The 24,309-nt window shown below is 68.6% G+C and carries 22 protein-coding genes, 1 tRNA gene and 1 riboswitch; of the genes, 17 read left to right on the top strand and 6 right to left on the bottom strand.

Going from position 1 to position 24,309, the window contains the following annotated elements; all coding sequences use genetic code 11:
- Positions 1 to 98: 98 nt before the first annotated feature.
- Positions 99 to 1,283 carry a gamma-glutamyl-gamma-aminobutyrate hydrolase family protein gene (locus U4Z64_RS25915; protein ID WP_044849226.1) on the bottom strand — a complete coding sequence of 395 codons (1,185 nt, stop codon included), beginning with the start codon at positions 1,281 to 1,283 and terminating at the stop codon, positions 99 to 101.
- Positions 1,284 to 1,562: 279 nt separating this feature from the next.
- Here U4Z64_RS25915 and U4Z64_RS25910 point away from each other — a divergent pair, with 279 nt between their 5' ends.
- The 8 genes from U4Z64_RS25910 (at position 1,563) to U4Z64_RS25875 (ending at position 9,621) form a co-directional block, all read left to right on the top strand.
- On the top strand, positions 1,563 to 2,243 hold the full coding sequence (locus U4Z64_RS25910; RefSeq protein ID WP_044849232.1) for a GntR family transcriptional regulator: 681 nt from the start codon (positions 1,563 to 1,565) through the stop codon (positions 2,241 to 2,243).
- A gap of 7 nt (positions 2,244 to 2,250) precedes the next feature.
- Entirely contained in the window at positions 2,251 to 3,627 is a 1,377-nt protein-coding gene (locus tag U4Z64_RS25905; protein WP_321821471.1) for an amidase, read from the top strand.
- 149 nt (positions 3,628 to 3,776) lie between these two features.
- Complete coding sequence (locus U4Z64_RS25900; RefSeq protein ID WP_124487811.1) at positions 3,777 to 4,289, top strand: disulfide bond formation protein B; 513 nt, start codon at positions 3,777 to 3,779, stop codon at positions 4,287 to 4,289.
- Between the two features lie 631 nt (positions 4,290 to 4,920).
- Complete coding sequence (gene xdhC / locus U4Z64_RS25895) at positions 4,921 to 5,925, top strand: xanthine dehydrogenase accessory protein XdhC (RefSeq protein ID WP_124487810.1); 1,005 nt, start codon at positions 4,921 to 4,923, stop codon at positions 5,923 to 5,925.
- Between the two features lie 18 nt (positions 5,926 to 5,943).
- Entirely contained in the window at positions 5,944 to 6,969 is a 1,026-nt protein-coding gene (locus tag U4Z64_RS25890) for an adenosine deaminase (RefSeq protein ID WP_321821470.1), read from the top strand.
- 27 nt (positions 6,970 to 6,996) lie between these two features.
- Positions 6,997 to 7,425 (top strand): hypothetical protein, encoded by a 429-nt coding sequence (locus tag U4Z64_RS25885; protein ID WP_321821469.1) that lies wholly within the window; start codon positions 6,997 to 6,999, stop codon positions 7,423 to 7,425.
- Positions 7,422 to 8,738: a guanine deaminase gene (gene guaD / locus U4Z64_RS25880; RefSeq protein WP_321821468.1), complete on the top strand. Its 1,317-nt coding sequence runs from the start codon at positions 7,422 to 7,424 to the stop codon at positions 8,736 to 8,738. The genes U4Z64_RS25885 and guaD overlap by 4 nt, the downstream gene beginning before the upstream one ends.
- Before the next feature lie 94 nt (positions 8,739 to 8,832).
- A riboswitch (yybP-ykoY riboswitch) is annotated at positions 8,833 to 8,970 on the top strand.
- 78 nt (positions 8,971 to 9,048) lie between these two features.
- Positions 9,049 to 9,621 (top strand): TMEM165/GDT1 family protein, encoded by a 573-nt coding sequence (locus U4Z64_RS25875; protein WP_321821467.1) that lies wholly within the window; start codon positions 9,049 to 9,051, stop codon positions 9,619 to 9,621.
- 52 nt (positions 9,622 to 9,673) lie between these two features.
- On the opposite strand, the gene U4Z64_RS25870 is transcribed toward U4Z64_RS25875, so the two are convergent.
- A complete protein-coding gene (locus U4Z64_RS25870; protein ID WP_321821466.1) occupies positions 9,674 to 10,375 on the bottom strand; it encodes a DUF4136 domain-containing protein in 702 nt (233 codons plus the stop codon).
- 186 nt (positions 10,376 to 10,561) lie between these two features.
- Here U4Z64_RS25870 and pepN point away from each other — a divergent pair, with 186 nt between their 5' ends.
- The 7 genes from pepN (at position 10,562) to U4Z64_RS25835 (ending at position 18,457) form a co-directional block, all read left to right on the top strand.
- Positions 10,562 to 13,255: an aminopeptidase N gene (gene pepN / locus U4Z64_RS25865; RefSeq protein ID WP_321821465.1), complete on the top strand. Its 2,694-nt coding sequence runs from the start codon at positions 10,562 to 10,564 to the stop codon at positions 13,253 to 13,255.
- A gap of 287 nt (positions 13,256 to 13,542) precedes the next feature.
- Entirely contained in the window at positions 13,543 to 14,556 is a 1,014-nt protein-coding gene (locus tag U4Z64_RS25860; protein WP_124892481.1) for a class 1 fructose-bisphosphatase, read from the top strand.
- Positions 14,557 to 14,765: 209 nt separating this feature from the next.
- Positions 14,766 to 14,841 (top strand) — tRNA-Thr (locus U4Z64_RS25855).
- A 195-nt stretch (positions 14,842 to 15,036) separates the two neighbouring features.
- Positions 15,037 to 15,846 (top strand): helix-turn-helix transcriptional regulator, encoded by an 810-nt coding sequence (locus U4Z64_RS25850; protein WP_321821464.1) that lies wholly within the window; start codon positions 15,037 to 15,039, stop codon positions 15,844 to 15,846.
- Positions 15,847 to 16,021: 175 nt separating this feature from the next.
- Positions 16,022 to 17,767: an FAD-dependent oxidoreductase gene (locus U4Z64_RS25845; RefSeq protein ID WP_321821463.1), complete on the top strand. Its 1,746-nt coding sequence runs from the start codon at positions 16,022 to 16,024 to the stop codon at positions 17,765 to 17,767.
- Positions 17,764 to 17,976: a hypothetical protein gene (locus U4Z64_RS25840; protein WP_044848545.1), complete on the top strand. Its 213-nt coding sequence runs from the start codon at positions 17,764 to 17,766 to the stop codon at positions 17,974 to 17,976. The genes U4Z64_RS25845 and U4Z64_RS25840 overlap by 4 nt, the downstream gene beginning before the upstream one ends.
- Before the next feature lie 226 nt (positions 17,977 to 18,202).
- Positions 18,203 to 18,457 carry a GlsB/YeaQ/YmgE family stress response membrane protein gene (locus tag U4Z64_RS25835; RefSeq protein WP_044848544.1) on the top strand — a complete coding sequence of 85 codons (255 nt, stop codon included), beginning with the start codon at positions 18,203 to 18,205 and terminating at the stop codon, positions 18,455 to 18,457.
- Positions 18,458 to 18,540: 83 nt separating this feature from the next.
- Here the strand turns inward: U4Z64_RS25835 and U4Z64_RS25830 are convergent, their stop codons facing one another.
- From U4Z64_RS25830 to U4Z64_RS25815, 4 genes are all read right to left on the bottom strand, one after another.
- Positions 18,541 to 19,023 (bottom strand): TlpA family protein disulfide reductase, encoded by a 483-nt coding sequence (locus U4Z64_RS25830; RefSeq protein WP_321821462.1) that lies wholly within the window; start codon positions 19,021 to 19,023, stop codon positions 18,541 to 18,543.
- Positions 19,020 to 20,279 carry a sialidase family protein gene (locus U4Z64_RS25825; RefSeq protein WP_124522108.1) on the bottom strand — a complete coding sequence of 420 codons (1,260 nt, stop codon included), beginning with the start codon at positions 20,277 to 20,279 and terminating at the stop codon, positions 19,020 to 19,022. The genes U4Z64_RS25830 and U4Z64_RS25825 overlap by 4 nt, the downstream gene beginning before the upstream one ends.
- Positions 20,267 to 22,615, bottom strand: a complete 2,349-nt coding sequence (locus tag U4Z64_RS25820) for a TonB-dependent receptor (protein WP_321821461.1) — start codon at positions 22,613 to 22,615, stop codon at positions 20,267 to 20,269. Before U4Z64_RS25820 ends, U4Z64_RS25825 begins: the two co-directional genes overlap by 13 nt.
- Positions 22,616 to 22,742: 127 nt before the next feature.
- Positions 22,743 to 23,132: a DUF2946 domain-containing protein gene (locus U4Z64_RS25815; protein WP_044848540.1), complete on the bottom strand. Its 390-nt coding sequence runs from the start codon at positions 23,130 to 23,132 to the stop codon at positions 22,743 to 22,745.
- Positions 23,133 to 23,330: 198 nt separating this feature from the next.
- On the opposite strand from U4Z64_RS25815, the gene U4Z64_RS25810 reads away from it, so the two are divergent.
- Together U4Z64_RS25810 and U4Z64_RS25805 are read left to right on the top strand one after the other, a co-directional pair.
- Positions 23,331 to 23,477 (top strand): hypothetical protein, encoded by a 147-nt coding sequence (locus U4Z64_RS25810; RefSeq protein WP_009690993.1) that lies wholly within the window; start codon positions 23,331 to 23,333, stop codon positions 23,475 to 23,477.
- Between the two features lie 227 nt (positions 23,478 to 23,704).
- Complete coding sequence (locus U4Z64_RS25805; protein WP_044848539.1) at positions 23,705 to 24,298, top strand: chorismate mutase; 594 nt, start codon at positions 23,705 to 23,707, stop codon at positions 24,296 to 24,298.
- The last annotated feature ends 11 nt before the right edge of the window (positions 24,299 to 24,309 follow it).

Genomic DNA, 24,309 nt, shown 5'->3' with positions numbered 1-24,309 from the left:
ACGAATCGAGAGTCGCGATTATCGTTCAAAACGAAACGGCCGCATCTCGAATTTAACGGGATGCGGCCGGCCTTCCTGCTCGGTACTGCAAACGCCGGCTACAGGCGCGTTTCGCGTGCCGCGCGCAGGAATGCATCGAGCAGCGGCGTGCAGTCGAGCAGTTCGGCGCCGCCCGCGCGATGAAACTCCGGGTGCCATTGCACGCCGACGACGAACGGCGCGCGCCGGTAGCGAATGCCTTCGATGATCCCGTCGCCGGCCGACACGGCCTCGATGTTCAGATCGCGGCCGAGATCGCGGATCGCCTGATGGTGGATCGAGTTCACGATCGCTTCGCTGCGCCCGGGAAACATGCTCGCCAGCGTCGACGAGTCCGGGAAGCGGATCGCGTGGCGATGCTGGTCGTAATGCTCGCTCACGTGCGCGTTCGCGGTCGGTACGTCGGTCGCGATGTCCTGGTACAGCGACCCGCCGAACGCGACGTTGATCAGCTGGCAACCGCGGCACACGCCGAGCACCGGCTTGCCGGACTCGACGAACTCGTGAAACAGCTCGAGCTCGTACATGTCGCGCACGCGATCGCCCGGCCATTCGGGGCGCGCGTCCGACGCCGCGTACGTTTGCGGCGACACGTCGGCGCCGCCTTGCAGCAGCAGGCCGTCGAGATGCTTCGCGTAGTCGCGCAGGCGGATGTTGCTCGGATGCAGCATGCCCTGGTGACCGACGGTCGGGATCATGAACACGAGCACGTCGCGCGACATCACCCAGTGCGCGATCGATTCCTCGAGATACTGCAGCGTCTTGCCGCGCAGCCCCTTCGCGCCGGGCTCCGGATGGAAGATCCGCGCCGACACGCCGATGCGCAGCGTGCGCTGCGTGATCCGCTGGCCGGCGCGATCGAACATCCGGCGTGCGCGCGCCGCGATGATCCGGCCGAATACCGACCACGGCGTGTCGCTTTGCTTCAGATAAGCCGGCGGCACGTTCTGCGCGCTCGCGGGCGGCGGGCGCGGCGTGTCGAAATCCGGCTGCGCGCCGAAACCGGGCGGCGCTGCACCGGGTTTCGGCGGCGCTGCACTGCCTTCGGCAGCGGCCGTCGTGCCCGCGGCGCCCGGCTCGGACGCCGCCGCGACCGGCGCTGCGCCATTCGCCGCGGCGACCTGCGCAGCGGCAGCCTGCGTGGCGGGCGCCTCCGGCGTGGGCGCCGGACCGGAACGGGGGGAATCGGTGGAAGCGGAAGAAGTGCCGGGCAGACCGGCCGGGGAAGGCGTGTTTTCGCTCATGACGATGGTCTGGTACGTCGCTCGCGCGTATTGGATTGACGAGGATTCATTATGCTTCAGTGCACGATCGCGCGGTAAACCTGCAACATCCTGTCGAAATTGTTGCAAGTCGTCGCATCCCCCGCCGGACGTGCCACCGGCCTCCATTCGATGGTATCGAAGGTCGTCCGGGCGAACTGGACATCAGTGATATATCACAATAATATTCACGGATCGTCCACGTTGCCCGATCGCCCGCGCCATGACCGCGCCCTGTCCGGCCACCGCGCCCCCGCCTGCATGAACGCCCTGACCGACGCCCTCCACGACCGGCCCGCCGCATCGGCGGTCAGCCTCGCCGACCGCGCGTACGCGCTGATCCAGCGCGACATCATCACGATGCGCCTGAAGCCGGGCGCCGCGCTCAACGAAGCCGACCTCGTGGCCCGCACCGGCATCGGCCGCACGCCCGTCCATCAGGCCGTCCACCGGCTGGTGCTCGAAGGGCTGCTGTCCGTGATGCCGCGCAAGGGGCTGATGGTGCAACCGCTGTCGCTCGACGACATCGCCGCGGTGATCGACGTGCGCCGCATCAACGAAGCGCATTGCGTCGAACTCGCCGCCCGCCACGCAACGCCCGACGATCTCGCGCGCATGGCCGCGCTGCTCGACGACGGCCAGGCCTGCGTCGACTCGCACGACGTCGAGGGCATGATGGAGCTCGACCGCGCGTTTCATCAGACGATCGCCGCGGCGGCACGCAACACGGTGCTCGCGGAAATCCTGCGCGCGCTGCACGAACGCTCGCTGCGCTTCTGGTTCGTCACGCTGTCCGAGCCGCATCACCTGTCCGACGTCCAGCACGAACACCGCGAACTGTTCGAGCGGCTGTCCGCGCGCGACGCCGCCGGCGCACGCACGGCCGTCGAACGCCACATCGATTCGTTTCGCGCCACCCTTGTCCAACACCTTCGCCCCTGAGCCGCCCATGACCACCTTCACGCCCTTCCCTCCGCTCGCCCAGCTCGCCGCCGACCTCGCCGCCGGCCGGACCACGAGCCGCGCGCTCGTCGACGTCGCGCTCGACCGGATCGCCGATCCGGCCGGCCAGGGTGCCGCCGTCTTCACCGAAGTCGACGCCGACAACGCGCGCGCGGCCGCCGACGCGCACGACCGCCTGCGTGCCGCGGGCACCGTGCTGTCGCCGCTCGCGGGCATCCCCGTATCGGTGAAGGATCTGTTCGACGTCGCGGGCCAGGTAACGCGCGCCGGTTCGCGCGTGCTCGACGGGGCGCCGCCCGCCAGGGCCGACGCGGTCGCCGTCGCGCGGCTCAAGCGCGCGGGCGCGGTGCTGGTCGGCCGCACCAACATGAGCGAGTTCGCGTTCTCGGGGCTCGGGCTGAATCCGCACTTCGGCAATCCGCGCTCGCCGTACCACCGCGACGTGCCGGGCGATGCACGGATTTCCGGCGGCTCGTCGTCGGGCGCGGCCGCGTCCGTCGCCGACGGGATGGCCGCCGTCGCGCTCGGCACCGACACCGGCGGCTCGATCCGCATTCCGGCCGCCCTGTGCGGGCTGACCGGCTTCAAGCCGACCGCGAGCCGGATCCCGACGCAAGGCGGCGTGCCGCTGTCGACCACGCTCGACTCGTTCGGCCCGATCGGCCTGACGGTTGCCTGCTGCGCACTCGTCGACCGGATGCTCGCGGGCCTCGAACCGCACGTGCCGGCCGCGCGGCCGCTCGAAGGCGTGCGGCTCGGCGTGCTGACCAATTACGTGACCGACGGCGTCGACGCCGACGTCGCCGCCGCGCTCGACGCATCGCTGAAGCACCTCGAAGCCGCGGGCGCGATCGTCACTGAAGTGCGCTTTTCCGCGCTCGACCGGCTGCCGGACATCAACCGCTTCGGCTTCTCGCCGATCGAGGCGTACGCGTGGCATCGCCCGCTGCTCGCGCAGCACCGCGACCAATACGACCCGCGCGTGCTGTCGCGCATCCTGAAGGGCGAGCCGGCGAGCGCGGCCGACTATCTCGACCTGCTCGCCGCCCGCCACGCGATGCTGGAAGAAGCGGCACACACCGTCTGGTCGCGCTTCGACGCACTCGTCGCGCCGACGGTGCCGGTCGTGCCGCCGCGCATCGCCGAACTCGAAGCGGACGACGCCGCGTTCACGCGCACCAATGCGCTGATCCTGCGCAATCCGAGCGCCTTCAACTTCCTCGACGCATGCGCGCTGTCGCTGCCGTGCCATCCGCGCGACGCGGCGCCGGTCGGCCTGATGCTGGCGGCCGCGCCGCATCGCGACGACGCGCTGCTCGCGATCGGCCAGGCGGTCGAGGCCGTGCTGAACACGATCCGGTGACCGCCCGCGCGGCATGACGGCGGGCTATGGACCGGACGAAGCGACGGCGGCCGGGTGCCGCACGCGCGCCGTCAGTTTCGTGCCAGATCGTTCGCGCTAAAATCGCGCGATTGTTTATCGGACCGACCAACGACAGGAATCCCGCCGACATGAACGACTCCACGCTCGCACTCCGCCGTGAACGCCGCCTGCTGATGCTGCTCGGCTGGGTGTGCATCGCCCTGCTGGCCGGCGCGCTGTATCTGCAGTACGTGAAGAACGAAGATCCGTGTCCGCTGTGCATCATCCAGCGCTACTTCTTCGCGGCGATCGGGATCTTCGCGTTCCTGGCCGCGGGGATGCGCAACTGGCGCGGCATCTGGGTGCTCGAGCTGCTGATCGCGATCGCCGCGGCCGGCGGCGTCGGCACCGCCGCGCGGCATCTGTCGATCCAGATGAATCCGGGCTTCAGCTGCGGCTTCGACACGCTGCAGCCGATCGTCGACAGCCTGCCGCCCGCCCAGTGGTTCCCCGGCATGTTCAAGGTTGCCGGCCTGTGCGAGACGGTCTACCCGCCGATCTTCGGGATCCTGCTGCCCGGCTGGGCGCTGATCGGCTTCGCCGTGATCCTGATTGCCGTCGCCTCGAGCCTCTGGCGCCATCGCCGCAAGCTGGCGGGCTGACCGGCCGCGCCGCGCGAACCGGCCGACCGGTCGAGGCCACGTGGCCGCGTGGCCGCGTGGCCGCTTCGTCCGGCTCGGCCCACGACACCGGCGCGACCCCGATGCGGCCGCACCCTGCCGGCCGCGCGTAAACACCTATCCCCGCCGCCGTCCCGATTCACGGGCGAACGCGCGTCGCACGAGATCCGCGCGCACGCCCCGCCACACATGCGTTTCGGCCCGACGCCCGCGCATCGGCGCCCGGATCCCGCGCGGCGGGCCTATGATCGACATGATCGCCGTCTGATAGCCCGGATCACCGCCCGGCAATGTTCCCGCCGCCTTGCGGTGCTATCTTCACGACTGGATGGCGATCTACGTGCGCGAGGCCAGGCGGTCTCACCTCCTGCGTAACGCGCGCCCGATCCGCAATGTCGACTGGATTCATCATGACAACGCAAACCATCCGCATCCGTCACCCTCATGGCGTCCGCACGTTGCGCGGCGTCGTTCGCGTGCGCCTTCGGCGCACGGCCACCGCACTGAACCCGTCGTGCGGCCGGCCCGCCTCGCTCCCGTCCGTCCTCGTTGCCGCCGCGCCCGCCAGCCCGCGCCGCGCGTCGTGCCGAATCGTCCGGAACGGAGCGTGCTGATGGAAGCCTGGCTCGGCGATCTGCAGCAACTGCTCGCACACGGCGAAGCGGCCGTGCTCGTGACGGTCGCGCATACCGACGGCTCCGCGCCGCGCGAGGCCGGCACCAAGATGCTCGTCACGCGCGACACGGCCCGCCATACGATCGGCGGCGGTCATCTGGAATGGAAGGCGATCGAGATCGCGCGGCACCTGCTGAAGGACGGCGCGCACGTGCCCCATGCGCGCCGGCTCGAACGGCTCGCGCTCGGCCCGAGCCTCGGCCAGTGCTGCGGGGGCGCGGTCGTGCTCGCGTTCGAGCGGCTCGACGTCGGCGACCTCGGCTGGATCATGTCGCTCGCGAAGCGCGTCGCGGCCGGCGCCGCGACCGTGCGTAGCGTATCATTCGGCCCCTCGCCGGGCGCGCCGCTGCTGAGCGAGCCCGAATCGCCGGCCGCGCGTGCCGATTGCCTGCTGTGGGAAACCGGCGGTGTAGCGTTGATGACCGAAACGATCGCGCCATATGCGTTCCCCGTCGTGCTGTTCGGCGCCGGGCACATCGGCACCGCGCTCGTGAAGGTGCTGGCGACGCTGCCGTGCCACGTGCGCTGGATCGACGGCCCCGATGCGGTGTTCCCGCCGGCCGAGGCACTCGCCGGGATCGGCAATCTCGCGATCGACGCGCTTGCCAGCCCGGCCGATGCCGTCGACACGGCGCCGCCGCACGCGTACTTCGTCGTGATGACGCACGACCACGCACTCGATTTCATGCTGGCCGAGCGCATCCTGCGGCGCGGCGACTATGCATACTTCGGGATGACCGGCTCGCACACCAAGCGCGCGCAGTTCGATCATCGGCTGGCGGCGATCGGCATCGACCCGGCCCAGGTCGCGCGGATGCGCTGCCCGATCGGCGTCGAAGGCATCATCGACAAGGCACCCGAAGTGATCGCGATCTCGGTGGCCGCGCAGTTGCTGCAGGCCGTCGAGGCGAACGCACCCGTGCAGGCTTCCCCAACATTCTGACCGACCAAGAACAACGCCATGACCCCGACATTCAAGGACAAGATCGCCCGCGCTCCGAAAGCGGAGCTGCACATCCATATCGAAGGCTCGCTCGAGCCCGAACTGATTTTCGCGCTCGCGCAGCGCAACGGCGTGAAGCTCGCGTACGAATCGATCGACGCACTGCGTGCCGCATACGCGTTCACCGACCTGCAGTCGTTCCTCGACATCTATTACGCCGGCGCGAGCGTGCTGCTGACCGAGCAGGATTTCTACGACATGACGGCCGCGTACTGCGAACGCGCGCTCGCCGACAACGTCGTCCACACCGAGCTGTTCTTCGACCCGCAGACGCACACCGAACGCGGCGTGCCGATCGAGACGGTGGTGGCCGGCATCGACCGCGCGCTCGCCGATGCCGAGCAGCGCGGGCTGTCGAGCAAGCTGATCCTGTGTTTCCTGCGCCACCTGCCGGAAGAAGATGCGCTCGCGACGTTCGACGCCGCGCTGCCGCTGTTCGAACGCTATCGCCATCGGCTGATCGGCGTCGGGCTCGACTCGTCCGAACTCGGCCATCCGCCGACGAAGTTCGCGCGCGTGTTCGAGAAGGCGCGCGCGCTCGGGCTGAAGCTCGTCGCGCATGCGGGCGAGGAAGGCCCGCCCGCCTATATCTACGAAGCGCTCGACGTGCTGAAGGTCGACCGGATCGACCACGGCGTGCGCAGCATCGAGGATGCGGCGCTCGTCGAACGCCTCGCGCGCACGCGCACGGCGCTGACCGTATGTCCGCTGTCGAACCTGAAGCTGTGCGTGTTCGACGACATGGCGAAGCACACGCTGAAGGCGCTGCTCGATCGCGGCGTCGCGGTGACGATCAACTCCGACGATCCGGCCTATTTCGGCGGCTACGTCAATGACAACTACTTCGCGACGGTCGACGGGCTGCAGCTGGCGGACGCCGAAGTGCACGCGGTGATTCGCAACGGCTTCGAGGCGTCGTTCGTCGACGCCGCGCAGCGCGATGCGCTGATTGAACGTCTCGATTCGTACTGGCAGGCCGCGTGACGGCCGGCATCGAGGTTCGCTAGACAGATGAAACACCGCAACGACATCCGCTTCGCGACGACCGGCCCGGCGTTGTGCCGCACCGGCCGCCTGCGTGCGCCGGGCACGCAGGCCGGCATCGCGTCCGTCGTACGCGTGGCGACGGTGTTGTGCATCGTCGCGCGCCGCAGCCTGCCGCTGCGCGTCGTGCAACGACTGTTGCGGCTCGCGATGCTGCTCGCCGGCGAGCCGGTCGCCGTGATCGCGATCGCCATCGCGATGGCGGCGCTGTCCGCCGGTACGTCGGCCATCGCGGCGACGGCCGCCGCGCTTGCGTACGCGATCGCAGTCCGCGCCGCCGCCTGCGCGGCTCGCCGCATCGCGCACGCCCGGGCCGCCCCCGCCGCGTCGTCGCCCGCGCGGCACCGACCGTTTTCTTCTGTTCGCCTTACCTTGATGCAGGACCCTTCGTCATGACGCAAACCGCTTTCCGTTCCCAGCTGCTGACCTTCAACGGCGACCCGGCGCAGTCGAGCCAGGCCGCGAACCACGAGACCGACGGCCTCCTGATCGTCGACGACGGCAAGGTCGTCGCGGCCGGCCCGCATGCACGGCTGGCCGCGACGCTCGCGCGCGACGCGGTCGTCCACGACCTGCGCGACAAGCTGATCGTGCCCGGCTTCATCGATACGCACATCCACTATCCGCAGACGGACATGATCGCGTCGCCGGCCCCCGGCCTGCTGCCGTGGCTCGACAAGTACACGTTCCCGACCGAGCGCCAGTTCGGCGATCCGGAGCACGCGCGCGAAGTCGCCGACTTCTTCGTCGACGAATTGCTCGCGTGCGGCACGACGAGCGCGCTCGTCTACTGCACCGTGCACAAGCAGTCGGCCGACGCGCTGTTCGCGGCGAGCGATGCGCGCGACCTGCGGATGATCGCGGGCAAGGTGCTGATGGACCGCAACTGCCCCGAGTTCCTGCGCGACACCGCGCAATCGGGCTATGACGACAGCGCCGAGCTGATCGGCCGCTGGCACGGCAAGGGCCGTCAGATGTACGCGCTCACGCCGCGCTTCGCGCCGACCTCCACCGAGGCGCAGCTCGAGGCGTGCAGCGAACTCGCGCGCCGCCATCCGGACGTGTTCGTGCAGAGCCACGTCGCGGAAAACGTCGACGAAGTGAAATGGGCGGCCGAGCTGTTCCCGGGCCACCGCAGCTATCTCGACATCTACGATCGTTACGGGCTGCTGCGCCCGCGCGCGGTGTACGGCCACTGCATCCATCTCGACGACGAGGACCGTCGCCGGATGGCCGAGACGCGCACCGTCGTCGCGCACTGCCCGACGTCGAACTTCTTCCTCGGCAGCGGGCTGTTCGACTTCGACAAGGCCGGCGAATACGACGTGCCCGTCACGCTCGCCACCGACGTCGGCGGCGGCACGTCGTTCTCGATGCTGCAGACGATGAACGAGGCGCACAAGGTGGCGCGGCTGTCGGGCCACCACCTGAGCGCGACGCGGATGTTCTGGCTCGCGACGGCCGGCGCCGCGCAGGCGCTCGATCTCGCCGACACGGTCGGCACGCTCGCGCCGCGCACCGAAGCCGACTTCGTCGTGCTCGACCCGCGGGCCACGCCGCTGCTCGCACGCCGCACGAAGCGCGCGGAGTCGCTCGAGGAACTGCTGTTCGCATTCGCGCTGCTCGGCGACGACCGCGCCGTGTACCGCACGTACGCGGCCGGCCGGCTCGTGCACGAGCGCGGTGCCGCACGCCGCGCCGCCGCGTAACCGGCGCACCTGAGCCCCACCCTGCTCCGGCATGCGCTGCGGCGCATGCCGGAGCCGTCGAATTCACCGCGCGCGGCACGCGCCGTGCTAGAATTCGCCGCTCATTGGGGAGTAGCCGCTCCGCTCGATGTCCCGCGCCCCCGGCGCGCATCGTGACGGAGGCGTCCGTCAACAGACTTGGCCGTTCGGCCATGGCGGGCGCAGCCACCAAGGCCTGGCGAGACCGATGGTTCACTGCGCGCCGCATCAGGGCCCGGCGCGCGGCGGATCGTCGCTCGCACGCACAACATCGGCCCGTGGAACCCCATACGTGTCCCAAGCATTCCTGATCTCCACCGGCGCCGTCGCCCTCGCTGAAATCGGCGACAAGACCCAACTGCTGTCCCTCGTGCTGGCCGCGCGCTATCGCAAGCCCGTGCCGATCATTCTCGGCGTGCTGGTTGCGACGGTCGTGAACCACGGCTTCGCCGGTGCGCTCGGCGAATGGCTCGGCATTCTCGTCACGCCGTCGATCATGCGCTGGGCGCTCGCGTTCTCGTTCATCGCGATGGGCTTGTGGATCCTCGTGCCGGACAAGCTCGATGCGGACGAAGCCAATGCGAACCGCTCGCGGCTCGGCGTGTTCGGCGCGACGCTCGTCGCGTTCTTCCTCGCGGAAATGGGCGACAAGACGCAGATCGCGACCGTCGCGCTCGCCGCGCGCTTCCAGGATTACATCGGCGTGGTGGCCGGCACGACCTTCGGGATGACGCTGGCGAACGTACCCGCGATCCTGCTGGGCGACCGTTTCGCGCACCGCCTGCCGACCAAGCTGGTGCACGGCATCGCGGCCGTGCTGTTCGTCGTGCTGGGGGCGCTGGCGCTGCTGGGCGTCGGCGTCTGACGCACGCAGGCAAGTGGCGCGGCCGGGCGGCCGCGCCGGTGTCGATACCGCGTTACTTCGCGACCGCCGCACCCGATGCCGGCGCCGCCGGCACCACGCGCTCGTTGGTGGCCGGCGCGGCCGGCCCGCCGCGCTTGTCGACCGGCAGCCGCACCGTGCGGATCGCCCCGTTCGACAACGGGAAATCGGCGAGCGCGCTGCGCGCGAGAAACGGCATCGCATACAGCAGCGCGCCGTTGTCGCCCGTGGTGCGCGCGGTCACGTTATAGACCTCCTTGCCGGTCGCGCGCTCGGTGATCCGGATGCCGAGCGTGTAGTCGAACACCTGGTAGGTCTGCGCGACGTAGCCGGCCGGCATCGGCCCCCAGGGCCCCCACGGGCCCCACGGCCCGCCCCGCCAGTACGGCCCCGGCCCCATGAACCACGGGTCGTAGTAGACCGGCTGCGGCACCGTCACCAGATCGCTGCCGACCCCGTAGGCCAGCCCGACCAGATAGCGTGCCTGCGCGGCCGGCACCTGGCGGAACGCATACGCGGACAGTTCGTTCGCGACGATCGGCTCGTAGGTCGACTGCTCGATGCTGTGCTTGTGCGCGTCGCTGCGCGTGAAGGCGTAAGTGCGCGTCGCGTCGCTGCCGCTCCAGTCGGAGAAGGCCGTGACCTGTGTCGTCACGTAGCTGGTGCAGCCCGTCAGCAGCGCCACGCACAGCGCCGCCGCCCAGCCCGCACCGCGTTGAATCCATTCATGTTTCATGTCGATCCTCGTCGATCCGTCACCCGTTCGTCGCACCGCGCGAACTGCACGGGATGCCGATAATACGCGGACTGCCGGAACCGGTAAAAAGTTCGCGCGGCACGCGGCCGCAAGCCTTTGTACAATGGCCCGGTTCAGCCGGCCCGTGCTGCGGGCCCGATCCCCACTCCACCGATCTCGACGACCATGTCCGACAACGCCTCCTCCACCGTGATCCGCCGCGCCGACTACACGCCGCCGGCCTTCCTCATCGATTCCGTCGCACTCGAATTCGATCTCGCGCCGGCCCGCACGATCGTCAGGAACACGATGCGCGTGCGCCGCAATCCGGACGCGGCGCCCACTCCGCATCTGGAGCTGATGGGCGAAGCGCTCGAATTCCTCGGCGCACGGCTCGACGGCGCGCCGTATGGTCCGGTGCGCGCGCACGACCACGGGCTGACCGTCGAAAACGTGCCCGATGCGTTCGAGCTTACGCTCGACAGCGCGTGCGCGCCGGACCAGAACACGACGCTGTCCGGCCTGTACGTATCGAGCGGCAACTTCTTCACGCAGTGCGAGGCCGAAGGCTTTCGCCGCATCACCTACTTCCTCGACCGTCCCGACGTGATGGCGTCGTACACCGTCACGCTGCGCGCCGACAAGACCGCGTACCCGGTGCTGCTGTCGAACGGCAATCTCGTCGACTCGGGCGAGCTGGCCGACGGCCGCCACTTCGCGAAATGGGAGGACCCGTTCCGCAAGCCGAGCTACCTGTTCGCGCTGGTCGCGGGCAAGCTCGTCGCGATCGAGGAGAAGATCACGTCCGGCTCCGGCAAGGAAAAGCTGCTGCAGGTGTGGGTCGAACCGGCCGATCTCGACAAGACCCGTCACGCGATGGATTCGCTGATCCATTCGATCCGCTGGGATGAAAAGCGCTTCGGCCTCGAGCTCGATCTCGACCGCTTCATGATCGTCGCGGTCGGCGACTTCAACATGGGCGCGATGGAAAACAAGGGGCTCAACATCTTCAATACGAAGTACGTGCTGGCGAACCCCGAGACCGCGACCGACACCGACTTCGCGAACATCGAATCGGTGGTCGGCCACGAGTACTTCCACAACTGGACCGGCAACCGCGTGACCTGCCGCGACTGGTTCCAGCTGAGCCTGAAGGAAGGGCTGACCGTGTTCCGCGACCAGGAGTTCTCGGCCGACATGGCCGCGGGCGACGACGTCGAGTCGGCGGCCCGCGCGGTCAAGCGCATCGAGGACGTGCGCGTGCTGCGCCAGCTGCAGTTCGCCGAGGATGCGGGCCCGATGGCGCATCCGGTGCGTCCGGAAAGCTACGTCGAGATCAACAACTTCTACACGATGACCGTCTACGAGAAAGGCTCGGAAGTCGTGCGGATGTACCAGACGCTGTTCGGCCGCGACGGCTTCCGCAAGGGGATGGACCTGTACTTCCAGCGCCACGACGGTCAAGCGGTGACGTGCGACGACTTCCGTCACGCGATGGCCGACGCGAACGGGCGCGACCTCGCGCAATTCGAGCGCTGGTACAGCCAGGCCGGCACGCCGCGCGTGTCGGTGCGCACCGCGTACGACGCGGCTGCACGCCGCTACACGGTCACGCTCGCGCAGGGCTACGGCGACGCGTCGCCGGCCGCGCGCGAGACGCAGCAAGGGCCGCTGCTGATTCCGTTCGCGATCGGCCTGATCGGCCGTGACGGCCGCGACCTGCCGTTGCGCCTCGACGGCGAAGCCGCCGCATCGGGCACGACGCGCGTGCTCGACTTCACCGACACCGAGCAGACCTTCACGTTCGTCGACGTTCCGGCGGAGCCGCTGCCGTCGCTGCTGCGCAATTTCTCCGCGCCGGTGATCGTCGAATACGACTACGGCGACGACGACCTCGCGTTCCTGCTCGCGCACGACAGCGACCCGTTCAACCGCTGGGAAGCCGGCCAGCGCCTCGCGACACGCGCGCTGCTGACGCTCGCCGCGCGTGCCGCCGCGAACGAACCGCTCACGCTCGGCGCGAATTTCGTCGCCGCGTTCCGCCGCGTGCTGACCGATGAAAACCTGTCGCCCGCGTTCCGCGAGCTCGCACTGACGCTGCCGTCGGAAACCTATCTGGCCGACCAGATGGCGGAAGCCGATCCGGCCGCCGTGCATCGCGCGCGCCAATTCGTACGCCGCCAGCTCGCGACCGCGCTGCACGCCGAGTGGCTCGCCGCGTACGAGCAGCACCAGACGCCGGGCGCGTACGAGCCGACGCCTGAAGCCTCCGGCCGCCGCGCGCTGAAGAACCTCGCGCTCGCGTATCTCGCCGAACTCGAGGATCCGGCCGACGCCGTGCGCATCGCGACCGCGCAGTACGACGCGGCGAACAACATGACCGATCGCGCCGCCGCGCTCGGCGCACTGCTGTCCGCCGCGGCGGCCGGTGCGAACGACGCGGCCGCGCGCGCGCTCGACGACTTCTACCGCCGCTTCGAAAAGGAAGCGCTCGTGATCGACAAGTGGTTCGCGATGCAGGCCGCGCAGCGCGGCACGCCGGCCCAGCCGACGCTCGCGAAGGTCCGCACGCTGATGGCCCACCCCGCGTTCAACCTGAAGAACCCGAACCGCGCGCGCGCGCTGATCTTCAGCTTCTGCGCGGCGAACCCGGCGCAATTCCACGCGGCGGACGGCTCGGGCTACGCGTTCTGGGCCGAACAGGTGCTCGCGCTCGACGCGATCAACCCGCAGGTCGCCGCGCGCCTCGCCCGCTCGCTCGAACTGTGGCGCCGCTTTACGCCGGCGCTGCGCGACCGGATGCGCGAAGCGCTCGAGCAGGTCGCGGCCGGTGCCAAATCGCGCGACGTGCGCGAGATCGTCGAGAAGGCGCTCGCGTAACGTCACGCACGCGACTCGCCGCGCGCGCGAGCGCGACGAAGCCGGTGCCGCCCCGTTGCGGCGCCGGCTTTTTTGTCGTCTGAAGGTTGGCGGCCGGGCGCCGGACCGCGCGTTCGGCCCCCCGGTTTTACCGCCGCTGCCCGGCCGATCCGCCGCGCCGTGCACGCCGGAGCCCGGCCGAACCGCGCGGCCGACCATGTAACCGGACGAAAAAAGGCGGCGGCTCGGGAGGCGCGCCGGGTAAAATTGCGGCAATTCAAGGATTCTTTGGCCTCTCGGAGTCTGTCATGTCCATTGCCCGCCGCACCACGCTGTCCAAGTTCCTGATCGAGCAGCAGCGTGAGACCAACAACCTCCCCGCCGACCTCCGCCTGCTGATCGAAGTCGTCGCCCGCGCGTGCAAGGCGATCAGCTACAACGTGTCGAAGGGCGCGCTCGGCGATGCACTCGGCACCGCCGGCAGCGAGAACGTCCAGGGCGAAGTGCAGAAGAAGCTCGACATCCTGTCGAACGAGATCCTGCTCGACGCGAACGAATGGGGCGGCAACCTCGCCGCGATGGCATCGGAGGAAATGGAAACGTTCTTCCCGATCCCGGCGAACTACCCGCGCGGCGAATACCTGCTCGTGTTCGACCCGCTCGACGGCTCGTCGAACATCGACGTGAACGTGTCGATCGGCACGATCTTCTCGGTACTGCGCTGCCCGGACGGCAAGCTGGCCACCGAGGAATCGTTCCTGCAGCCGGGCACGGAGCAGGTCGCGGCCGGCTACGCGGTGTACGGCCCGCAAACCGTGTTCGTGCTGACGACCGGCAACGGCGTGAACTGCTTCACGCTCGACCGCGAAGTCGGCTCGTGGGTGCTCACGCAAAGCAACATGCAGATCCCGGCCGATACGCGCGAATACGCGATCAACGCATCGAACGCACGCCACTGGTACGAACCGGTCCAGCGCTACGTCAACGAACTGAACGCCGGCAAGGAAGGCCCGCGCGGCGACAACTTCAACATGCGCTGGATCGCGTCGATGGTGGCCGACGTGCACCGGATCCTGAACCGCGGCGGCATCTTCATGTACCCGGCCGACAAGCGCACGCCCGATCGTCCGGGCAAGCTGCGCCTGATGTACGAAGCGAACCCGATGTCGTTCATCGTCGAACAGGCGGGCGGCGCCGCGACGACGGGCACGCAGCGCATCATGGAAGTGCAGCCGACCGGCCTGCACCAGCGCGTGCCGGTGTTCCTCGGTTCGAAGAACGAAGTCGAGCGGGTGACCGGCTATCACAACGAAGGCAAATAAATTTGCAGTGCAGCACTAGACGGAGGTGCGAGACGTCAGTACAATCGCGCCTTCGCGATGTGGCCCTGACAGGCTGCATCGCAGTGAAGTGAAAGCGGGAAGTCCGCCGGATCGAGGGTTTCGCGAAGCAGCAGCAGCAAGCTGAAAAAAATTTCGCAAAACCTATTGCCAAGATCTCGGATTTGACCATATAATTTCATTTCTCTGCTGCCGGTGTAGCTCAGTTGGTAGAGCAGCGCATTCGTAATGCGAAGGTCGTAGGTTCGACTCCTATCTCCGGCACCAAGATATAAAGGCCTGACAAGCATCGCTTGTCAGGCCTTTTCTCTTTTCCGGCCGCAATTCCGATCCCGGCCACGATTTCCGATACGCGAAGTCGTGCGCCACCCTCTCCGCCATTTCCGCTTGCGGGCATCCCCCGACTCCCGCACCGCGCGCCGCCGATTACAATCGCCGGACCACCGGCCCCTCCCCAGCATCATGCGCACCTGGCGTCTCGAGCGACCGAACCTCAGCGGACAACTGGACGTGTCCCGTGCGACCGGTCTCGTCGCCGCGATCGGCGGCAGCGAGCCGAACGCGTTCGCCGCGGAAATCCTGAAGCTGTTCGACGATGCGCTGGCCATCACGCAGTGCACGATCTTCGCGTACGAGTTCGGCAACCGGCCGCGCACCGTCTCGGTCGCCGATCATCGCGGCGGCGGCTACCTGCGCGACGTTGCCGACACCTACGCGCGCCATTTCTATGCGCTCGACGGCAACCAGCAGATCGTCTCGGCCGCCGGTCGCCGCACGCAGCGCCGCGACGTGCTGCTGCATCAGCAGGCCGGCGACGAGATCGGCCACGACGCGTATCGCACGGCCTGCTACCGCGGCCCCGACGTCTCCGATCGCCTCGCGTTGCTGATGCAGCCGAACGACGCGACCTGGCTGTCGATCAATCTGTATCGCGCGCACCGCAGCGGCACGTTCCAGCCGCGCGAGATCACGGCCATCGAAACGCTCGCACCGCTGATCGCGCAGGCCGCGCAGCATCACTATGCGCTCGCGGGCTCGGCGCAGATCGGCATCCCGCAACAGATGCTCGCGCGGCTGCGCGGCGCATGCCCGACACTGTCCAAGCGCGAGCTCGACGTGCTGCGCGGCGTGCTCGAAGGCCAGACCGCGCAGGAGATCGGCGAGACGATCGGCGTGAAGGCTTCGAGTGTCGTCACCTATCAGAAGCGCGCGTACCGGCGCCTCGGCATCTCGAGCCAGCGCCAGCTGTTCGCGCTGTGCCTGCAACCCTGAACGTCGCCTGCCGATCCTGAACGCGTCGGGGTAAATCCCGGCCCGCCGCCAGCCGTTCGCCGTACCCGGAATGGGGACAGCGGTGTCCGGCGCGGCTTCCATACTGCATCCAACCTGCCGCACGCATCGCGTCGCCGAGCGTGCGCGTTCGATCAGCGCAACCTGGAAGCCAACGATGGGCATCGAATTCAAACCCTACCCGTTCGTCGCCGTGCGTCATCCCCCGCACCTGCCGATCTGCAGCGCCGGTGTCGATACGCAGCGGCACCGCGTCGCGATCGTCGGCGGCGGCCCGGTGGGCCTCGCTGTCGCACTCGGCCTCGCCAATCACGGCATCCGCAGCGTGCTGCTCGAAGCCGATGATTCGGTCTGTCACGGCAGCCGCGCGATCTGCATCTCGCGACGCAGCCTCGAGATCATCGAGCGGCTCGGCGCGCTCGACAGCTTCATGCGCGTCGGACTGCCGTGGAGCGGCGGACGCAGTTTCCATCGTCACGACGAAGTGCTGCATTTCACGATGCCGCAGGACGAGAATCAGAAGCTGCCGCCGATGCTGAACCTCGCGCAGTATCACATCGAGCAGTTCCTGCTCGATGCCGCGCTGCGCCGCCCTGAGCTCATCGAGATCCGCTGGCAGACGAAAGTCGCGGGCGTCACGCAGCACCCGGCCGGCGCGCGCCTCGACGTCGATACGCCGCTCGGCCGCTATGCACTCGATGCCGACTGGGTCGTCGCGAGCGACGGTGGGCGCAGCACGATACGCGATGCGCTCGGGCTGTCGCTGCAGGGCACAAGCTATGAAGGCCGCTACGTGATCGTCGACATCGCGCTCGACAGCGACCGGCCGACCGAGCGGCTCGCGTACTTCGACCCGGCGTCGAACCCCGGCTCGACGGTACTCGTCCACAAGCAGCCGGACAACGTATGGCGGATCGACTATCAACTGCGCGACGATGAGGATCCCGAAGCGGCCGTGAAACCCGAGAACGTGATCCCGCGCGTGCAGAGCCTGCTCGACATGATGGGCGAGCGCGGCGACTGGTCGCCGATCTGGATCACGATCTACAAGGCGAACGCGCTGACGCTCGAACGCTATCGGCACGGCCGCGTGCTGTTCTGCGGCGATGCCGCCCACCTCGTGCCGATCTTCGGCGTGCGTGGCGCGAACTCGGGCATCGACGACGCCGACAACGTCGCGTGGAAACTCGCGTACGTGATTCGCGGCCTCGCGTCGGACGCGCTGCTCGACAGCTATTCGGACGAGCGCGTGTTCGCGACGCACGAGAACCTGCGCTACGGCACCAAGAGCACCGAGTTCATGGCGCCGCCGTCGTTCGCGTTCGACCTGATGCGCAAGGCCGTGCTGACGCTCGCGGTCCGGCATCCGGCGTTGCGTTCGCTGATCAATCCGCGCCAGACGTCGGCCATCGCCTACACGGCGTCACCGCTCAATGCGGACGAGCGCGATGCGTTTTCGGCCGGGCCGTCGCCCGGCATGGTACTCGCGGAATGTCCGCTGATGCTGCACGCGTCGGGCGACATCGGCACCGACGAAGGCATGCGTCGCGGCCACCTGACGGATCTCGTCGGTCCGCGTTTCACTGCGTTCCGCTTCATGCGTGACGGTGCGCCCGATCCGTCGTTCGCCGAGCTCGAACGACACCTGCACGACGCCGGCATACCGTTCACGCTGGTCACGCTTGCACGGCACGCGGCACCGCAACAGCCGGGATGCGGCGGCTACGATGCCGACGGCCGGCTGTTCGACCTGTACGGCGCGCGCGACGGCACCCTCTATCTCGTACGTCCGGACGGACACGTGCTCGGCCGCTGGCACGATGCACGCGCCGCCGACGTGACCGCCGCACTCGAACGCGCGCTGCACCCGCGCACGTCGGTCAACATTCAGGAGAACACATGATCACCGATACCGAACGCGACATCCTCTACACCGACCTGTGCCGCACGATGACCGGCATCGGCGAAGCCGATGCGGCGCTCTTTCTTGCCCGCTTCGCGTTGCTGGCGATCGAGGCGATCGGCGATACGGCAACCGTCAACCGCCTGATTGCCGACGCCGGCGACGGCCTGCCCGACACGGGCACACCGGCGCCGACGCACGGACGATGACGCATGACGCACCATCGCGCGGCCCATCCTTACAGATTCATTTCGAATGACAGACGAATCCTCTGGAAAAACCCGTTAAGGGTGCATAACATTACTTAACGATTCCGACCCGTCTATCGCGTTACATTGCGTGGGCGGCGCGGCGGGTCGCATGCCGCCTTCATGCAGGTTGCGGCGAAACAGCCGACGTCCGGTCATTTCGACTCAACACAAGGAGAGGATCACCATGACTCATGGCTTGATTATGTGGCTCATCATCGGCGCGATCGCCGGCTGGCTGGCGGGCGTGCTCGTCAAGGGCGGCGGGTTCGGCCTGATCGTCGACATCATCGTCGGTATCGTCGGCGCGGTGATCGGCGGCTGGCTGGCCGGGCTGCTCGGCATCACCCTCGGCAGCGGCTTCATCGGCTCGGTGATCGTCGCGGTCATCGGCGCCGTGATCCTGCTGTTCGTGATCCGGCTGTTCAGGCGCGCGGCCTGACGATCTTCTCGCGCGCCTTCGAGCGCGCCTTCGTTTGTCGCATCGAAGCGGCGCGCGGGGCATCCCCCGCGCCGCCGTCCGTTTCAGCGGCGCTTGCCGCGCTGCAACCAGCCGTCGAGCACGTCGGTCGTCAGCAAGCCGCTGCGCGCATTGCGTGCGCCGTCGCGGCCAACCCACACGGTACGCGGCATTTCTCCCCGCCATCCCGCATCGAGCGCCGCCCGCAGACGCTCGGGCATCGGCTCGGCGTTCGCATACTGCGCGACCTGCGGCGGCAGGTTCATTTGCGCGAGCGCCTGTGCGATTGCCGCACCGTTGTCGTCGTACGCGTCCATCGAGACCATCGCGAGCTGCACGTCCGGATGGCGGCGCTGCCACGCGACCAGATGCGCGGCGTTCTCGCGGCAGTAGCCACAATCGAGCGACCAGATCTCGACTGCGAGCGGCCGTTCGTGCGCCGTCGCGTACACCTTCGCGACCTCGGCCGCGCGCAGCGGCTGCAGTCCGCCAGCCCATCCCGGCAGGCTTGCGAACACGGCGCCCATCAACACGATCAGCCGTTTCATTGCGCCCCCTCCACGGCAATCAGCCGGTAACCGTCGTTACGCGTACGCCACGACAGGTAGATGCGGCCCGCATCGTCGAGCAGTTGCGGGTTGTCGCTCGCGCCCGACGTCGACGCGATCACGCGCGGCGCCGACCAGTGCTCGCCGCGATCGTCCGAGCGGCGCAGCTTGATCTGCATCGTGTCGCCGTCGAACGCCTTCCATGCGAGCCAGACGACCTCGCCGCGCACGACGAGCGCCGCATGCGATGCCTGCTCGGCCGGCACCGCCGGATTCGCGCCGAACGCCCACGGCGTGCCGCTCGGCCGGCCATCAGCGCCGATGCGCGAATAGAACACGTCGGCGCGGCCGTCGACGACGCCGAACCACGCAAGATGGCGCGTGCCGTCCGGCGTGATCGCGAGCGCCGGCCCGTGCTCGGGGCAAGCCTCGACATGCCAGTTCGAGAACGTCGCACGCACCGGCACGACGGATTCCGATGCCGAAACAGGCAACACCGCGAGCGCATGGTCGCGGATCTGCCCCGGGAACACGTTGCGCCACACGGCTTCGATGTGCCCGGCCGGATCGATCGCCATCGCGATGCGGCAGCATTCGCACGTGTGATCCGTCACCTTGCGCTCGGGCTCGAACGACGCACCGCCGTCGCGCGACACCGCGTAGTAGACGGCCGCCCCTTCGTACGCCTGCCCCGCCGCCTTCGCCGCGACGAGATCGCGCTTGTCGATCCACGCGATCGCGATGTTGCCGGCCGGATCGACCGCCATCATGTCGAAGCGGTGCGTGATCGCCTGCCGGTCGCGATGCACGGTGACCGGCACGCTCCAGGTCGCGCCGCCGTCGAGCGAACGCGCGAAGCGCACCATGCCGGTGTACGGCGCATCCAGCGGCATCGACCACGATACGTACACCGCGCGACCGTCCGGGCTCGTCGCAATCTTCGGGCGATTCTCCGCGCTCGTGTAGATCGGCTCGGGCATCGCGTTGACGGTCACGGGCGCGGACAGCGTGCGGCCCGCATCGTCCGAGTGCGCGACGACGACGTGCGCGCCTTCGACCCATGCGACCCACAGCCGGTGCCGCGCGTCGAACGCGGCGCCGGTCGCGAGCGGCTGCTTCTGTTGCGCCGGTGCGGCCTGCATGCTCATGTGCGCCGCATGCGGATCGGCGGCTTTCGGCGCGTCGTGCGCGCCGGCAGGCGACAGCGCCGCGAGCCACAGCGCGCAGCCTGCCGCGAGCGATTTCACAGCGACCATTTCAGTTCTCCAAAGAAAGTGCGGCCCGGATACGGATGGAACACGTAGTAGCGGCGGTCCGTCAGGTTGTCGATGCCGACCGACGCAGTCCAGTGACGATCGAACCGGTAACGCGCCTTCAGGTCGACGACCGTGAAGATGCTCGTGCCGCCGTACACGTCCGGATTCACGTCGCTGTTGTCGAGCGTGTTGAACTGGCGGCCCGAGTAGCGGACGCCGACGCTCGCGAGCCAGTGCTCGTCGAAGCGGTACGACGCGAGCAGGTTCGCGCGCATGCGCGGGATGCGCGGAAAGCGCGAGCCGACGTACGCGGGATTCGCGGTGTCGGCCAGGATCTGCGCGTTGCTCGCCGACACGTTCGCGTCGATGTCGAGCCCACGCAGCCCGACGTTCTGGCCGCCGAATGCGAGTTCGACGCCGCGCACGCGCACGCGATCGACGTTCGAGATGTTGGTGACGGTCGACGCGCCCGACACCGTCGTCTGGCTGTAGATCGAATCGCGCAGGTCGCTCTGGAACACGCTCGCACGCACGACGCCGACGCCCACGTCGCGCTCGGCCGTGAAGTCCCAGTCGATCGCCTTTTCCGGCCGCAGGTTCGGGTTGTTGTTGACGATCGCGTTGTTCGAGATCGTGCCCTGGAACAGCTCGCCGACCGTCGGGAAGCGGGTGCCGGTCGCGAACGACAGCCGGAAACGCCAGACGTCCGTCGCATCCCATTGCAGCGCGACTTTCGGCGACAGCGCATTCGCGCCGCGGTCCGCGTAGCCGAGCGTGCCGTTCGCGTTGCCGAGCGCGCCGCCGTACGCATCCCAGCGCTCGTAGCGCAGCCCGAGGGTCGCGAGCCAGCCGGGCGCGAAACGCCACGCGTCCTGCGCGAACAGCGCCTGCGTGCGCGTGTCGCCCCGGTAGACGCTCGCGAGCGACGTGGTCGGCCCCGCCAGCCAGTCGGCCGTGTTGTACGTGACGTTGCGCAGGAAGTAGTTGTCGTAGTGATAGCCGAACGTGAGCGTGTGCCCCTTCACTTCCGGCGCCTCGGCCTTCAGGTCGAGCGTGCGCCAGCCCGTGCCGTCGCCCTGGAACAGCGTGCCCGCCCCGCCCTGCACGGTCGATGCCGCGCGCAGCACGTCGCGCGACACGTCGTAGGCGGAAACCACGCCCGACAGCCGCCAGCCCGAATCGAGCCGGCCGTTCAGCCCGAGCGCGTACAGCCAGTTCTCCTGGTCGCCGCGCTGCGGCGCGAACGCGCTCGGCGCGACGGTCACGTTCCGGCCGCCGAGCGACACGTTGCCGCCGTACACGGGATTGCCGGCCGCGTCGCGCAGGAAGGTTTCGCCGTGCTGCCGGAAATGGTTCTCCCAGTGCCCGAGCGTCAGCGTCGCGTCGACGCGGTCCGTGAACGCATAGCCCATCCGGACCGTCTCGTTGAGTTGCTCGGTCCGCTCGATGTTCTGCGCACCGACGATCGTGCGCGGCTTGCCGTTGGGGCCGATGTCGGTGGCCGCGCCCGTCACGGGCACCGCGGCACCCAGCCGCGGGTTGTAGGCGGCGTTGGGGCTCGCATATTGCATCGGCTGGCCGTCGTTCTCCAGCCGGTCGAGCGACAGCGAGAACCAGAACTTGCCGACGCGGTTCGCGATCCGAGCGGTCTGGTGATTGCCGCCGAAGCTGTCCGCGAACCCGTAGCCGTCGTGATAGCGCTGCGTGAAGAACTGCGTCGACAGGGACCCCTCGAGCTTGTCGGGACGCCGCGTCGTCAGCAGCACGGTCGAGCCGATCGCGTTGCCGGGATACAGCGCGGAAAAGGGGCCATACAGCACGTCGACGCGCGCGATATCGTCGGGCGCGATCAGCGACCAGCGCGGCGGGTACGCATAGCTCGAGCCGAGCAGGTTCGACAGCAGCAGGCCGTCGGCGTACACGAGCCCGCGCGCACTCTGCAGTTCGTTGAAGTCGCGGCCGGCGAACACGCTGTTGCGGTCGCCGATGTAGCGCCTGCGAACCATCAGGTTGGGCGCGTACTTCAGCGCGTCCTCGGTGGTGACGTTGGTATGCGCGTCGATCTGCTCGCGCGTGATCGACTCGACGACGGCCGGCGTGTCCGGATCGACGGGTTGCCGGCTTGCGGTGACGCTGACGGCGCTCAGCGTGTCGCCCGCAGAGGCGAGCGCGGCGACCGGTGCGGCACGGCCGGCCGGGTTGCCGGCGCCGGCGGGCACTGGCGCGGCGGATGCGCCATCGATCGAGGCCGCCTGCGCGGCCGGCCAGGCAAAAGCGGCCGCGCAGGCAAGCGCGAGCCGGCCGCGCGAGGGCCGCGCGGCGAAGGTGAACGACATGGATGAATTCCTGAAAACGTGACCGGACGCCGCCGCACGCAAGCCAACGCGCCGCGCGCAGACGGCACGGCGCGCGGACCGGGCCGCGGGCGGCACGCGCGCCACCGGGGCGCGCGAACGATATCAATCAGATCGGGACGTTTTCAGGCGGACCGCGCGGCTGCGCGAGACGGATGCCCGTGCGGGGAACATCGGGAACGGCCGGCGCGGCCGCCCGGTACGCGAACGCGCGCACGAAACCCGGCAACGCGGGCAGGCTCGTGCCGAGCGCGACGTTCGCCGCGAAGCCGGGACAGTACACGCAGTGCGGCACGCCGGCATGATCGAACGACGCCGCGCCGCGGTCGTCGCCGGACTGCGCGAGGACGACCTCGCGAGCGCCTGCCGCACTGCACAACTCGAGCGTGAGGCCGCCGGAACCGCTCGATGCGAGACGCGCGTAGCCGACGACGGGCGACAGTACGTTCAGTACCAGCGCCAGCCATACGAGGCCGATCCATCGCGTCGTTCGTTTCATCGCGGTCCAGGAAAAAGTGCGCGCAAGTATAGCAAGCGGCCCGATTGTTGCCGATTGTGCAGGGTGTGATAGTCGGCATTGCTCGGCGCGCAGCAGCGCATGTGCCGTTAATACAACAGAGACAAAATCTAACGATTCGCCACTGGCATAAATCCAAGCGCGAGGTTGATAATCATTGAACCCGCTGGAGAAACGAACATGGACGAAAGACCAACCCGCATGCCCCCGCCCGAGCAAGTGATGAGCCCGGATCCGGAACCCGTCGGCGTGGAATTCCTCGCCGAATTGCCCGAGCACGTCCGGGCATTCTTCGACGAGCAGCACAAGCTGTACTCGCCGAAGTGAACCTACGTTCCGTCCTGTAACCGCCACGTGTCGATCGATATCGTGCGGTTCATCGCTGCGTTTTCGGCGCAGATCGCTTCGCACCCCGGCTGCAACGGCCTGACGGTGCCGGATCAGCCCGTCCGCTGATTCTTCTGTCGCGTCGTTCCGCCGCGCGACTGTCTTCGTCTATCCTTCTGGTTTTCCACCTCCGGCCTGTCCGGCTCGCCCCTCTCCCGATCGTTCCGATGAAACAAGCCATTCGTGCCAGCGTCGCTGTCGCCGCGCTCGGCGTCGCCCTTTTTTCGTCACCGCATGTCGCGCGCGCGGACGGCGACGACACGGCGCTCACCAATCTCGTCGCGCTCGCATCGCAGCGGCTCGCGCTTGCCGAACCCGTCGCACGATGGAAATGGGCGAACCACCAGGCGATCGAGGATCGGCCGCGCGAAGCGGCACTGCTCGCATCGGTGGAGAAGCGCGCCGCACAGTCCGGCGTGGATCCGGCGTTCGCGCGCACGTTTTTCGAGGATCAGATCGCGGCCAGCAAGGACGTGCAGAACGCGCTCTTTGCAAAGTGGCGCGCGACGCAGCCGCCGGAAGGCACGCCGCCCGACCTCGCGACCAGCACGCGGCCGGCGCTCGACCAGCTCACGCAAAAGATGCTGACGGGCCTCGCGCAAGTCGCACCGCTGCGCGACGCACCCGACTGCCAGGCGCGGCTCGCACGCAGCATCGCGAACTGGAAGACGCTCACCCGCTACGACTCCACCCAGACGCAGGCGCTCGGCACCGCGCTGTCGCACGTTTGCGCCGCAGGCGGCGCCAGCGCGATCGGCTGACGGCGGCGTCG

This window comes from Burkholderia sp. BCC1996 (assembly GCF_905339955.1).
Lineage (GTDB): Bacteria > Pseudomonadota > Gammaproteobacteria > Burkholderiales > Burkholderiaceae > Burkholderia.
Note: the sequence above shows the minus strand (reverse complement) of the source record. Positions and strands in the feature narration are given on the sequence as shown.